General features: G+C 36.5%; 11 protein-coding genes. 2 read left to right on the plus strand and 9 right to left on the minus strand.

What is annotated here, in order from left to right; translation table 11 throughout:
• Nucleotides 1-33: 33 nt before the first annotated feature.
• The 5 genes from iolE to iolG form a co-directional block, all read right to left on the minus strand.
• Nucleotides 34-930: a myo-inosose-2 dehydratase gene (iolE, locus tag AC1Q8L_RS22405; protein WP_098817465.1), complete on the minus strand. Its 897-nt coding sequence runs from the start codon at nucleotides 928-930 to the stop codon at nucleotides 34-36.
• 123 nt (nucleotides 931-1,053) lie between these two features.
• Nucleotides 1,054-2,988, minus strand: a complete 1,935-nt coding sequence (gene iolD, locus AC1Q8L_RS22410) for a 3D-(3,5/4)-trihydroxycyclohexane-1,2-dione acylhydrolase (decyclizing) (RefSeq protein ID WP_098817466.1) — start codon at nucleotides 2,986-2,988, stop codon at nucleotides 1,054-1,056.
• A gap of 154 nt (nucleotides 2,989-3,142) precedes the next feature.
• Nucleotides 3,143-4,606, minus strand: coding sequence for a CoA-acylating methylmalonate-semialdehyde dehydrogenase (locus tag AC1Q8L_RS22415; protein ID WP_098398856.1), 1,464 nt, complete (start codon nucleotides 4,604-4,606; stop codon nucleotides 3,143-3,145).
• Nucleotides 4,607-4,683: 77 nt separating this feature from the next.
• Nucleotides 4,684-5,682 carry a 5-dehydro-2-deoxygluconokinase gene (iolC, locus tag AC1Q8L_RS22420; protein WP_098398855.1) on the minus strand — a complete coding sequence of 333 codons (999 nt, stop codon included), beginning with the start codon at nucleotides 5,680-5,682 and terminating at the stop codon, nucleotides 4,684-4,686.
• Nucleotides 5,683-5,785: 103 nt separating this feature from the next.
• Complete coding sequence (gene iolG / locus AC1Q8L_RS22425; protein WP_001101871.1) at nucleotides 5,786-6,811, minus strand: inositol 2-dehydrogenase; 1,026 nt, start codon at nucleotides 6,809-6,811, stop codon at nucleotides 5,786-5,788.
• A gap of 492 nt (nucleotides 6,812-7,303) precedes the next feature.
• Between iolG and AC1Q8L_RS22430 the strand changes: the two genes are divergently transcribed.
• Nucleotides 7,304-8,584 (plus strand): MFS transporter, encoded by a 1,281-nt coding sequence (locus AC1Q8L_RS22430; protein ID WP_000991761.1) that lies wholly within the window; start codon nucleotides 7,304-7,306, stop codon nucleotides 8,582-8,584.
• An 88-nt stretch (nucleotides 8,585-8,672) separates the two neighbouring features.
• Here AC1Q8L_RS22430 and AC1Q8L_RS22435 read toward each other — a convergent pair whose 3' ends face one another.
• Entirely contained in the window at nucleotides 8,673-9,674 is a 1,002-nt protein-coding gene (locus AC1Q8L_RS22435; RefSeq protein WP_000805152.1) for a LacI family DNA-binding transcriptional regulator, read from the minus strand.
• Nucleotides 9,675-11,024: 1,350 nt separating this feature from the next.
• Between AC1Q8L_RS22435 and AC1Q8L_RS22440 the strand changes: the two genes are divergently transcribed.
• A complete protein-coding gene (locus tag AC1Q8L_RS22440) occupies nucleotides 11,025-11,321 on the plus strand; it encodes a hypothetical protein (protein ID WP_061402286.1) in 297 nt (98 codons plus the stop codon).
• Between the two features lie 331 nt (nucleotides 11,322-11,652).
• Here AC1Q8L_RS22440 and AC1Q8L_RS22445 read toward each other — a convergent pair whose 3' ends face one another.
• The 3 genes from AC1Q8L_RS22445 to AC1Q8L_RS22455 form a co-directional block, all read right to left on the minus strand.
• Entirely contained in the window at nucleotides 11,653-12,732 is a 1,080-nt protein-coding gene (locus tag AC1Q8L_RS22445; RefSeq protein ID WP_098219578.1) for an RNA-guided endonuclease TnpB family protein, read from the minus strand.
• Nucleotides 12,733-12,737: 5 nt separating this feature from the next.
• Entirely contained in the window at nucleotides 12,738-13,139 is a 402-nt protein-coding gene (gene tnpA, locus AC1Q8L_RS22450) for an IS200/IS605 family transposase (protein WP_033666944.1), read from the minus strand.
• Between the two features lie 143 nt (nucleotides 13,140-13,282).
• Nucleotides 13,283-13,465: a hypothetical protein gene (locus AC1Q8L_RS22455; RefSeq protein WP_000513221.1), complete on the minus strand. Its 183-nt coding sequence runs from the start codon at nucleotides 13,463-13,465 to the stop codon at nucleotides 13,283-13,285.
• Nucleotides 13,466-13,638 lie beyond the last annotated feature (173 nt).

A 13,638-nucleotide genomic window follows, 5' to 3' on the forward strand; every position in this document is an offset into this window, starting at 1 on the left:
CATTTACTTAGGGATAATCTTAAAATGCTTAAATTACAAACCTGCTTTTTCTTGTATAAATTTTCGAGCTTTTAATGCGTATTCAAAAGGATTTGCTAAAGCTGGGTCTTGCTCTGCTTCTACCACAAACCATCCTTTATACTCAGAGTTCGCAAGGGTATTAAACACTTCATCAAATACAATTACGCCATCTCCAGGAACTGTAAATGCACCATTCTTTACTGCCTGTAAGAAGCTTAAATTGTTTTCCTTTACAGCATCTACTACTTCCTGGCGAATATCTTTTAAATGTACATGTTTAATGCGAGGTAAATATTTTTTCAAAATATAAAGCGGCTCTTCTCCTGAAAAAACAAGATGACCTGTATCAAAAAGTAGGGATACCAGCTCTGGATTCGTCATATCCATTAACTTTTCAATTTCTGCCGTTGTTTGAACACCCGTACCCATATGGTGATGGTATACAATATGTAGCCCCTTTTCCTGAGCTAATTTACCGAGGTGATGTAACCCATCCGCTAGCTTTTCCCACTCTTCTTCTGTAAAAACGGGCTTGTTTTGAAATAGCGGTACATCCATTAAACCTTGAATACTATGTCCTTGCTCTGAAACAACGATGACTTTTGTACCCATATCATGTAAGAAATCTCTATGCTTAATAAATGCTTGTACCGTCTCTTCAAACGGCTTCGTTGTCAAGAACGCACTAAACCATGCACTAGCAATCTCCAAGTTTCGTAATTCCAAAGATTTTTTCAATACAGCTGTATTTCTCGGGTATTTATTACCTACTTCACTTCCATTAAATCCAGCTAGTGCCATCTCACTAATACATTGTTCAAACGTATTTTCTGCTCCTAGCTCCGGCATATCATCATTTGTCCAAGCAATTGGTGCAATTCCAAGCTTAATTGTATTTTCTTTGAACATCCTCTTGTCTCTCCTCTTCGCAAAATGTTATAGAATTTCGCCAACTTTTATTATCCGCTCGTTAAAAGGAGAGCTTCCTAAAACAATATGCATGTAGATAAAAAGCTCTCTTTGTGTTCTAATCTAATAAGATCTTGCTTTTTGCAAGTTACTTACTTTACTCTCGTGCGCAGCTTGTACACTTTGACTTTTAGATACTTCTGCAACACCTACATGCCACCATGAATCGTATCCATTTGTCATTGTTTTTGGTAATACTTTAATATCAATTAATGTAGAAACTGTTTGTTTTTTCGCATCCTTAAGCGCTTCCTGTAATTGTTCCATTGATGTAACTTGATACGTTTTTACGCCATATCCAGCCGCGCTAGCTGCAAAATCTATTTTCATAATAGCCCCGTTTAATTTACGAGTTTCCTGGTTTCGGTAACGAAACTCTGTTCCAAAGCTCCCCATTCCATTGCCCATTTGTAAGTTATTAATGCAGCCAAATCCGGAGTTATCAAACAATAAGACGTTAATTTTTTTGTTTTCTTGAAGACTTGTGACAAGCTCAGAATGAAGCATTTGGTAACTGCCATCCCCTACCATTGCATATACTTCTTTCGATGGTTCAGCGAGCTTTGCACCAAGTGCACCTGCAACTTCATAACCCATGCAAGAGTACCCATACTCCATGTGATATGTATTAGGTTTTCTTGCTGCCCACATTCTTTGTAAATCACCTGGAAGACTTCCTGCCGCGCCAACAATAATCGAATCTTCGTCAAGTAATGTATTGATTTGTCCAATGACCGTAGTCTGTGTTAATTGTGTACCAAGTGCATCTACATACTCATTTAAATTCTCATCGAAATGACCTTCAACTTCAGGTGTGAAACCTTGATTTGTAAAGCGAATATTATGTAGACGTGCTAATTCTGTTTCCCAAGCCTCTTTTACATCAGCAATTTCTGCTGTGTAACTAGATTGATACTCAATTGCTTGCAGTTCATCTATTAGAGCAAGAAGCGCTTCTTTCGCATCTGCTATAACCTTCAATGCATCAAGCTTATTCGCATGGAATTCTGAAATGTTAATGTTTAAAAACTCAACCTCTTCATTCTGAAACAATTGTTTAGATGCCGTTGTAAAATCAGTAAATCTTGTTCCGATTCCAATAACAAGATCCGCTTCCTTTGCAATTGTATTAGCTGCTAAATTCCCAGTTACCCCAATGCCGCCAAGATTATATGGATGGCTACTTTCAATCGCACTTTTCCCAGCTTGCGTTTCTCCAAATGGAATGCGGAATGTTTCAGCAAACTGTTTGAGTTGTTCTGCCGCTTCTGCGTATCTTACACCACCACCGCAAATCATAACTGGCTTTTTCTTTCTCTTAATCATTTCCACCGCATCCAATAAGCTGGCTTTTGTAGGTAGACGACGTTCAATACGGTGAACACGCTTTTGGAAGAAGTAACTTGGAAAATCCCATGCTTCTCCTTGGACATCTTGTGGTAAACAGATTGTTACAGCTCCTGTATCTGCCGGATTCGTTAAAACACGCATGGCTTGAATCATAGCTGTCATCAATTGTTCAGGACGATTTATCCTGTCCCAGTACTTACTTACTGCACGGAAAGCATCATTTGTAGAAATAGATAAGTCATGTGTTTGTTCAATTTGTTGAAGAACAGGATCAGGCTGTCTCGTTGCAAATACATCACCTGGAAGTAGTAAAACGGGAATATTATTTGCAGAAGCTGTTGCAGCAGAGGTAATCATATTTGCTGATCCAGGACCAACAGAAGAAGTACATGCCATAATTTGTTTTCTGTGTTTTTGTTTTGCAAAGGCCATCGCAGCATTTGCCATCCCTTGTTCATTTCTCCCTTGATATACTTCTAATTCCCCTGCGTCTTCTTCTAAAGCTTGACCTAGGCCTACTACATTCCCATGACCAAAAATCGTAAAGATTCCCTTAATAAATTTTTGTTGCTTTCCATCAAACTCTACGTATTGCTGATTCAAAAATTTCACCAAAGCTTGCGCCGTCGTCATTCTAACAGTTTGCATATTGTTTGCTCCTTTCTATCTCTATCAGTCATTCTGCATATGAAAAAGGAGTATCAGGAATTTGATAGACTCCTAATACTTCCTTCTTATGTTTTACTACTTCCGTTACTTTCGCTTACAAGCACCTAGAGAGATTCTACTTCTCTCTTCATGATTACTTTTCCCAACGAGATGTAAGCATTTTCTTTCTCGTATAAAACTCAACGCCGTCAGTACCGTTCGCATGAAGATCTCCATAGAAAGAATCTTTCCAGCCAGAGAACGGGAAGAATGCCATCGGTGCTGGAACCCCAACATTCACACCTAACATACCTGATTCAATTGTTTCACGGAATTGACGTACACTTGCTCCGCTATCTGTATAAATGCAAGCACCATTTGCAAAGCGAGATTCATTCGCAATTTCAATCGCTTCATCTAATGATTTCACACGAACAATGGATAAAACAGGAGCAAAAATCTCATCTTGCCAGATTTTCATTTCTTTTGTAACATGGTCAAAAATTGTTGGACCAACGAAGTAGCCAGCTCCTTTTACAGCTGTGTCTTCGCGTCCATCACGAACTAATGTAGCGCCCTGTTCTACACCTGAATCGATGTAACCAATTGTACGCTCTTTATGGTTATGACGAATAACTGGGCCTAAAAATACATCTTCATCAAGACCATTACCAATCACAATTTTATGTGCTTCTTCTACTAGTCTTCCAACTAATTGATCTGCAATTTCTTCTTCTACTGTAACAACAGAAGCAGCCATACAACGCTCACCAGCTGAACCGAATGCAGCACTAATAATTTGCTTTGTTGCTAGCTCAAGATTCGCATCATTTAATACAATGGAATGGTTTTTCGCACCCGCTAATGCTTGAACGCGTTTTAAGTTTTCTGTTCCTTTTTTGTATACATATTCTGCGACAGGCTGAGAACCTACAAATGAAATTGCCTTCACTAATTTATGTTCCAGAAGACCATTTACTACATCGTGTGCACCATTTACGATATTTAATACACCTTTAGGTAAACCAGCTTCTGCAGCTAATTCTGCTAATCTTGCTGCTAGAAGTGGTGTACGCTCTGAAGGTTTTAATACAAATGTATTACCACAAGCAATTGCAAGTGGGAACATCCAGCATGGAACCATCATAGGGAAGTTAAAAGGTGTAATCCCGCCTATAACACCAATTGGGTAACGATACATACCAGACTCAATACCTGTTGCAATATCAGGTAGCTGTTTTCCCATCATTAATGTCGGAGCACCTGCAGCAAACTCCACGCACTCAATACCACGAAGAACTTCACCGTAAGCTTCGTTATAGCTTTTTCCGTTTTCAATCGTAATAAGTTTCGCTAACTCTTCCCAGTTATCTACTAATAATTGTTGATATTTAAATAGAATACGAGCACGTTTTGGCACAGCTGTTTTGGACCAAGATTTGAATGCTTCATTTGCTGCTAATACAGCTTGTTCAACATCTGCTTTTGTTGAAAGTGGTACCTGGGCGATTACTTCCCCTGTTGCTGGATTGTATACAGCTTCCATCTTAGTTGAAATAGATTCTACCCATTCGCCGCCAATGTAGTTTTTTACAATTTGTGCTGTTTGTACTGTCATATTCATTCTCTCCCTTTTATGTAATGTAGAAGCGTATATAAGATACGCCCTTGCTTAATTAATGGTTTATGATGTTTCTATACAATTTCCTCAGCCGTTTCCATGAATGTAGAAATCTCTGCCCTTGTTGGCATTGCATCCGAACAGCTATGTTTAGAAATAACAATCGAAGCAGAAGCACCACCTAATCGCATCGCCTGAGGAATTTCAAGCCCTTGCATTAGGCCATAAATAAACGCAGATGCATACGAGTCGCCAGCACCAAACGTCTTTAATACCTTTGTTTTAAAGATACCGCCTCGGTGTGATTGGCCGTCTCTCGTATAAGCGATTGAACCATCCCCGCCGTGCTTAATTACGACGATTTTCGCATGATGAGAAAACCATCTTTCAGCTGTAACTTTGTCATTAGATTGTTCGTAGTTTAATAGTTTTTCCATCATATCGAACTCTTCACGCGTCCCAATAATGACATCAGATTTTTCAGCCGCTAGATTGTAATACACAGCCGTTTCAGCCTCTGATTGCCATGTATACGGGCGGTAATCAACATCAAAAAATACGACTAAATCATGTTTACGCGCATATTCTAGCGCTAAAAATACCGCCTCGCGAGAAGGACTTTTCGCTAAAGCTGTTCCTGAAATTAAGAGAGCTTTTGATTGTTTAATATAGTCCTCAGAAACTTCTGTTGGATCAAGATTTAAATCTGCGACATTGTCGCGGTACATTAAAATACTGCAATCTTCAGGGCTTTTAATTTCTGTGAAAGCTAAACCTGTCACTGCACCTGTACGATCAATACATATCTGATCTGTATTAATATTGTTATCCTTTAGGTACCCTGTAATAAAGCGGCCCATTTGATCATCGGACACTTTACCGATAAATCCTGTTTGTAAGCCAAGACGCGCCGCACCAATTGCGATATTCGCAGGAGATCCCCCCACATACTTAGTAAACGTTCTTGTTTCTTCCATAGGACGTTGTGTTTCATTGGCATTTAAATCAACGCATAAACGTCCAACTGCAATTAGGTCTAATGGACAATCTTCTTTAAAAATAAGTGGATTCATTGTTTCTACCTCCCATGCTTTATGAATGAGTGAATGATATGGTTCATATTTTTATAAACCTACTATTCATTACTCTTTATCCATCCATAAGTAAGCGCTCTCTTTATTGATTTAATGCAGGCTGTTTATGTTCAATTTGTACAGGTTTTCCTGTTAGTAAGGATTCCTTCGCAGCCTTCGCGATTCGCTCTGCTTGTAATCCATCATTACCACTGCAAATAACAGCTTGTCCTTCTATAATTGACTTTGTAAATTGTGTTACTTCCTCAATGTAAGCTTGCGTGTAGCGCTCTAAGAAGAAATAAAGCGGCTTGTCTTTTACAACACCTTCTGTTTTTGAAACTTGTACTGTTGTCGGACAGCAATTATCCGCAGCGACCGCGCCTTTTTCACCAAACACTTCAACACGCTGATCATATCCATAAACAGCTTGACGGCTATTATCAATTACCCCTAAAGCTCCATTTGCAAATTTTAATGTGACAATTGCTGTATCAACATCATTTACTTCCTGAATGGATGGATCAATTAATGTTGTGCCATATGCAAATACTTCAACAACTTCACTATTCATCACATACCTAGCCATATCAAAATCATGAATCATCATATCCATAAACAATCCACCTGAAGAGCGAACATATTCAATACTTGGCGGTTGTGGATCTCTAGACGTAATTTTTAAAATATGTGGGTGTCCCACTTCTCCTTGTTGAATAAGATCATAGACTTTTCTGAAGTTAGGATCGAAACGACGATTAAAACCTACTTGAAGAGATACGCCTTGTTCTTTTACTACTTCTAATGCATCTAATGTTTCTTCTACTGAGAAACTAACAGGCTTTTCACAGAAAATATGTTTTTTCGCAAGAGCCGCTTCTTTAATAATTTGCGCATGTGTATTTGTTGGTGAACATATAAAGACAGCATCAATTTCTGGATCTGCTAATAAATCCTGATAGTTTGTAGTCAGAGTGGAAATCCCTTTATCCTCAGCCCACTTTTCTAGATGACTAATCACTACATCTGAAACCGCTTTAATTTTTACTTGTGGCATAAGCTGCAAGTTATCAACATGCAGTTTCCCAATTCGTCCAGCCCCAATAATTCCAATCGTTAAAACATTCATATGATTTCTCCCTCTTTATTTAAATTTAAGAAAAAAATGAAAGTCTATAAGGTTTAGCCTAATAATTTTAGTTAAGCGCTTTCCTTATTTTTCTTCATTATACACACTTGATTCTAAATTGAAAACATTTTTATTTTTTTGAATACTTACCTTTTCATCCGAATTTTAAGTTCCTTCAATAAACGTATTACATAAAAATAAAGAATAATAATTAGAAATAAATAATCTAAAAAGCTATAAATATATTCTTTTAAAATACTGATATAACAAAGAAAACCAAGCCTTTTAAATAGTAACCCCCATCTATAAGGTATTTCTTTCTTTTCATACTCACTATAATTTTATTGTCCAATAAGTAAATAGAATGCCTCTATAAAAGAAAGTTGTAAATTGTCAAAAAATTAAATTGACGACCTCACAATGTAAGCGTATACTTTTTTTATCAAAAAGAATTAAGCGCTTAACCAAAAATAACTTATCGGTGGTGGGAGAATGAACGCTATTAGTTCAAACAAAACATTTATGGACAGGATTGGGATCCCTTCTAATTTAACTTGGGGATACATAGGGATTATTGTTTTTATGATTGGGGACGGTTTAGAGCAAGGATGGTTATCCCCTTATCTCGTTGAAAAAGGATTAACGCTAGAACATGCTGCATTTTTGTTTACTATTTACGGTATTACTGTATCTGCTTCTTCTTGGTTTTCAGGGGTATTTGTACAAATGTGGGGACCAAGAAAAGTCATGACGTTTGGTTTAGTATCATTCATTTTAGGTTCAATCGGGTTCATAGGTATAGGAATTCAACATATGAATTATCCCGTAATATTAATTTGTTATGCCCTACGAGGGTTCGGTTATCCTTTATTTGCTTATTCTTTTCTAGTTTGGGTATCTTACAGTACTCCTCAGCAAATGCTTTCAAGAGCAGTTGGCTGGTTCTGGTTCGTATTCCAGCTAGGGCTTAGTGTTATAGGAGCCTTTTATTCTAGCTATATGGTTCCTAAAATCGGAGAAATCGCTACATTATGGAGCGCTTTAATTTTTGTTGTCATCGGGGGATTGTTCTCAATTGTTGTAAATAAGGACAGATTTAAAGCACAAACCGTAAGCGCTAACAAATCAAGTGAGTTACTAAAAGGCATTACCATCGCATTTGAAAATCCTAAGGTTGGTATAGGCGGTATTGTAAAAATTATAAATTCGGCCGCTCAGTTTGGATTTGTTGTTTTCCTGCCTACTTATATGATGAAATATAATTTTACGATGACTGAATGGCTTCAAATTTGGGGTACTCTATTCTTTGTGAATATGGTGTTTAATATTATTTTTGGTATTGTTGGAGACAAGTTTGGTTGGGTAAATACAATTAAATGGTTCGGAGGAGTCGGTTGCGGAATTGTAACTCTTGCACTCTATTATGTACCTCAAATGGTGGGGCATAATTATTGGGCTATATTATTTGTTGCCTGTTGCTATGGAGCAACACTTGCCGGTTATGTACCTCTTACAGCATTAGTCCCATCTTTATCTCCTGAAAATAAAGGAGCTGCAATGTCTGTCTTAAATTTAGGTTCAGGATTATCAGCATTCGTTGGACCATTAGTGGTAACTGCCTTCATCGGTCCTTTAGGTGTTGGCGGCGTGATGTGGATCTTTGCTGGTTTGTATTTCTTTGGTGCATTTTTAACTCATTTCCTTACTATTCCAAAGGAAAATGAGATGGAACAGGATTTAAACACGAAAAGCGGTGAGCAATTCTCTGTATAAATCCTATATATAAAAGAAGGTCATCCTAACTATACTTAGTTACGATGACCTTCTTTTTTTACATTCAAATAGGCTTATAAAAAATCTATCATGTAATATCCTTTACTGAGGATCGCTCTACTAACTGAGGAATAATTGTAATTTTTTGCTTAGCATGTTCCTTCATTTCCATCGTTTTTAAGAGTTGTTCAAACGTACAAGCTGCCATTTGTGTAATTGGCTGTTCAATCGTCGTTAACCCAGGATCTGCAATCTCAGCATAGATTGTATTATCAAATCCGATAATTGATAAATCTTCTGGAATTGAAAGCCCTTGTTTTCTTGCTTCATTCATAAGGCATATAGCAATCAAATCTGTACAAGCAAAAACCGCTGTGGGTCTGTTAGGTAAATTAAGTAACTCTTTACTTGCACGTTTGCTATCTTCCACTGTCGAATAGCAGCTAATTATAGCATCATCATCTAGTGAAATCTCTGAATCTGTAAGAGCTTGTTTGAAACCAGTCAATCTCCCTAAGCTACTTTTTCTATCCTTCTCCATCATAATCGTTAAAGATGTATGGCCTTTCTGCGTTAGATAACTTCCAGCTAGATAGCCTCCCCTCATATCATCAGTTGTCACAACATGAGTCGTGATGGAAGGGTGATCTACAGTGAATAGTACTAGTGGCAAATCTCGATTCACGATTTTTTTTACAAGTTTATAATCATTTAGCTCCGTTGCAATAATAATGCCATCTACTTGCTTTTTAAATAATAAATCAATGTATTCATGCTCACGTTTTGTTTGATGGTCTGTACTACATAAAATGAGTGTATACCCTGATTCTCGTGCACTATTTTCAAAAGCTCTTGCTACTTCTGCAAAAAAAGGATTTGAGATATCTGGGACAAGTACCCCAATCGTATATGTTTTTTTACCTGTTAACGCTGCTGCTACACTACTTGGCTGGTAATCTAATTCATCCATTACCTGATTTACTTTGTTTATTGTTTTTTCACTAATACGCCCAGTTTGATTAATTACCTTGGATACAGTCGCTATTGATACACCTGCTTTTTCCGCAACATCATAAATTGTTGGTTTCACTTTAATTATCCCTTCTTAATCATCTTTTTCTATATTTTATCATAAATATATTTTGCTTCTTGGTACACAAATAGAATTCTTTTAAAATTTGTAAGTATTTCTATCTTATAGCGTAACGCTTCATATTTACGAATTAATCTACCTTTATGAAACACCTGTAGAAAAAATTTGACCAATTTACTTAATAGACATTTAATATCCACATGCAAGGCTCATTACAACCAGATCATGCAGTAATACTTATGGTTCTTTCTCCTATTTACACCACCTCATGGTAATCTTTACTTCTTTATTTTAATTCCTAATATTAAGATGTAAAATAACATTATCTTATATGCGCTTAAGATGGATCGGAATAAGAAAAGGAACCCTTCTGGGTTCCTTTTTCTATGCAAAATAAAAAATCATCCCATTTAGATGCTCTCTGCACTTATTTTTTCTATTTAACACTAATTCCTATTGCCCTAAGGATACCTCATACAATACATACTAACCCTACTCATATATAAAACTCTAGTAACCCAAAATGTCCAAGTATCATACATAGAATCGAGCCTATAGGATATACAAAGACTTCTTTCCAATTTATCCATTCATATAGGGGAGATAGTTATACGATGATTAAAACTCCTAATACAATTAAAACAACACACTTTCTTCAAATTCAATCCTTTTTGCTTATCCTTTTATTATCTCGATAATTGAAACTATTCATTTCCCCTAGAGCTGAGCAGTTAGTTCATTCTAACTGCTCTTTTTATTTTTTATCGTCACCCTTCCATTGTACCTCCATATGTTGTATAGAGATATCTCTTTCTAAATTGTCATTGATGCCTCTTTCAAGTCCTAATACACACCTTAAAAAGTGCTCTTTTTACTTTGCATGTCACTCGTCCTACGATGAATTGATATTTTAACTTATGAATAATTTATGAAATTTTTTCCAATACTACGAATAGATTGGTAACAGCCAATCTGTATCCATAATGAATCTCTGATTTTCTTGAATTCTCCCTGAGGCAAGGCGGCTATTTTTAATAGCCGCCTTTCTTGTATGAATTATAAATATTTGCACATACTATTAACGGAATGGTTGAATCATTGTCATTGAAAATGTTCAGCACTTCCGCTCCTTAAGAGAACAGTCTACGCAACTGTTCTCTTTCCTATTTCCTTTTTTCACGCATATAATCTGACAAGCATTATTAACTCTAACTCCCCTACAATCAATCGCATTGCAACATTCTCAATATTTCCTCAACAAATTCTCAATATTTTTCATGGACAACAGCACACTTTCTCAACAGTTTTAATATCTTAATATTAAATACTGAAAGGAGATGTTGAAAAATGACTTGGTTCATTATTTTAGGGTTTATGCTTATTTTAATAATAAGCGGTTTTCGTGCACATAGTATTCATATCATTTTCAAAATAGGTTCAGATACAAAAGCTGTGCCAAGTTGGTCTTTCGTTAATAAAATAAATTTCCAAACATTAAAAGAATTAATAAAAGGACTAAATAAGGATAAACTTAAAATCCTTACAATAGGAGAACTTGTTATTCCTTTAAGTTTCTTTAATAGATTATTTAGCAAAACATTAATTTTTCTATTCCTATTCTTTTACTCTCAATACTTAAACTAACGTAATATTAGATGAGTTAAAGAATAACACTCACTGAGCGTAGCAAGCCAACAATCGATCGCCTATGATGAACTGGGCCTGAAGAATTAAACAAAAAATTAAGCGGCTGTTTGAATGTGAGTCCGGTATTGTACTGGACTCATTCCTTTTTAGTGTACTTTGATTTTTTTGCGATTTTGACACTCCCACGGCTAAAGCCGCAAGTCCTACACCTTACGGTGTAACGGATGGGATTCTTGAATGACTAAGCATTCGCAGTCCATTTCTGTTTTGAACAGCCTTCAAGATGAGGGTGTGCCATCACCCCTCCTAAGACAGACCATATAGGTTCTTAGGCTGATTGACTATTACCGCCAACCACAGTTGCGTAGCGAGTATTCATCGCCCCAACGATATCACGATGTTTCTCAAATCCACATTGGCACTTGTATTTTCTGTCTTGCGCCTTGTTCTTTTCAGAACATTTCGGACATGTTTGACTTGTATAAGAGGGGTTCACATATTCGACCTTTATGCCAACTAATGTCGCTTTGTACTCGATGAATTGTGCTAAACGATGGAATGACCAAGTGTGTAGATTTTTTTCGTTTTTACGGCTTGTTCGTGCCGTCTGTCTAATGTTCGTTAGTTGCTCTAATCGAATGACAGAAATATTATTATCCGTTGCAAAATCAACGATTACACGACTTACTTTGTGGTCTTGGTCTTGCATCCATCTTTGTTCTTTATCATCAAGTTGACGAAGGGCATTCAGTTTCTTAGCTTCTCCTAACTTCTTGCGAACACTGCGAAACTTACGTTTCATAAATTTGTTTTGCCTACCGTTCCCAAAGAAACGAACTTTATCATCATCTGTGATGGCTACCGCAGGAACTTTAAGACCTAAGTCTACTCCTAAAATCCTTGTTCCCGTTTTTTCGTTTGTAGGAATCGTGACAGATATTTGAGCAATCCATTTAGCAGATTTCTTCGTGATACGAAGTGTACCTAATTTGTGCTTCAACAATTCGAAATTGCGATTATATTTGTCGATTAATAAAGCACGAACCTTTAAACGAGTTGACTTTCCGTTTACCATAAACGGAATTGAAATGTGCGTGAAGTCAAATGAATAGTTTTGGTTATTCCATACACAAACAGGTCTTTTTAGAATCGGAACGATTTTGTATTTACTCTTTTTCACCTTTGTAGAAAACACACTTTTCGCATCTTTAATTGCTTGATTTTTCACCGCACTTGGGATATTTGCCTCAATATCCTTTGTACTTTTCTTCGTGCTTTTCTTTGCTTTAACCATTTCAGCTACAAGGGCATTAATGACTTTTATATACTCGTGGCTACTTTGTTCCAATAGCATGATTTGTTGTTTTGTTGGAAGCAATTTAACTTTAACCGTGATGGTTTGTGGCACAAGTTTCACCCCCTCGTTTTTTGATTTTCAACATAATGTTTTATTGTCTCACTTGATACATTTCCAGCAGTAGAAACAAAATAAGAACGCGTCCATAGGCTCGGCAAGTGTTGAAGATGAGGAAACTCTTCTCTCAAACGTTTTGATGTCACTCCTTTAATTTTTGCCATTGTATCAGCAGGACTAAGTGTTGGTGGTGTATTTAAGAACAAGTGAACGTGGTCTTTGTCGCATTCCATTGCAACAATAGAAATATCCAATTCTCCGCATATTTCTTGAACCAACTCTTTGAAACGTTCTTCTACTTTTGTATTAAGAAAAATCTTTCTTCTGTATCTTGGGCAAAACACAAAATGATAGTTAATTAATGACACGGTTGTTTTGGTTCTTCTATAATCATTCATCATGTGTGCATTGTATCAGTTAGATTATAAAACTGCAACACGAAAGATAAAAAAATAAAAGATACCAACATTTTGGATACTTAGAGTGCCACAAACCTTGCGGTTTTTAGTAGCACTCCTTATCCAACCTCACTTTCATCCCATGCCTAAAGACGAGGGACTTTCTCGTTCAGGAAGGGCTGTAATTCCATCTCTTTTTGAACGAAGGCCTTTAACTTTTTTAAGTAATCGATTTCCATACGTAAACATTCATTTTCCTCTTTTAATGCCTCTATAGCCTCTTCAATAGCTGCATTATCTAACTTCAATCTTGTATTTGTAATTCCCATAGCTGGATCCCCTTTCTTCTTTTATATAGGAAATCCATGTCTTATAAATCATATATTCCCCTTCATCTACGGACTATTTCAATGAATTCCTTAAGACAAACGATTCATTTATTTCCCGCGTATTTAATCTATTTCTAAACATTTCAGATATATTCTTTGATAAATCCCACTAT

It is taken from the genome of Bacillus sp. GW823-FHT06A11 (genome assembly GCF_058795355.1).

Bases quoted from the DNA above. Each gene is read 5' to 3' on its own strand.
- iolE (WP_098817465.1), bottom strand. From the start codon at position 930: ATGTTCAAAGAAAATACAATTAAGCTTGGAATTGCACCAATTGCTTGG.
- AC1Q8L_RS22455 (WP_000513221.1), bottom strand. From the start codon at position 13,465: ATGGGAATTACAAATACAAGATTGAAGTTAGATAATGCAGCTATTGAA.
- AC1Q8L_RS22440 (WP_061402286.1), top strand. From the start codon at position 11,025: ATGACTTGGTTCATTATTTTAGGGTTTATGCTTATTTTAATAATAAGC.
- iolC (WP_098398855.1), bottom strand. From the start codon at position 5,682: ATGAATCCACTTATTTTTAAAGAAGATTGTCCATTAGACCTAATTGCA.
- tnpA (WP_033666944.1), bottom strand. From the start codon at position 13,139: ATGATGAATGATTATAGAAGAACCAAAACAACCGTGTCATTAATTAAC.
- AC1Q8L_RS22430 (WP_000991761.1), top strand. From the start codon at position 7,304: ATGAACGCTATTAGTTCAAACAAAACATTTATGGACAGGATTGGGATC.
- iolD (WP_098817466.1), bottom strand. From the start codon at position 2,988: ATGCAAACTGTTAGAATGACGACGGCGCAAGCTTTGGTGAAATTTTTG.
- iolG (WP_001101871.1), bottom strand. From the start codon at position 6,811: ATGAATGTTTTAACGATTGGAATTATTGGGGCTGGACGAATTGGGAAA.
- AC1Q8L_RS22415 (WP_098398856.1), bottom strand. From the start codon at position 4,606: ATGACAGTACAAACAGCACAAATTGTAAAAAACTACATTGGCGGCGAA.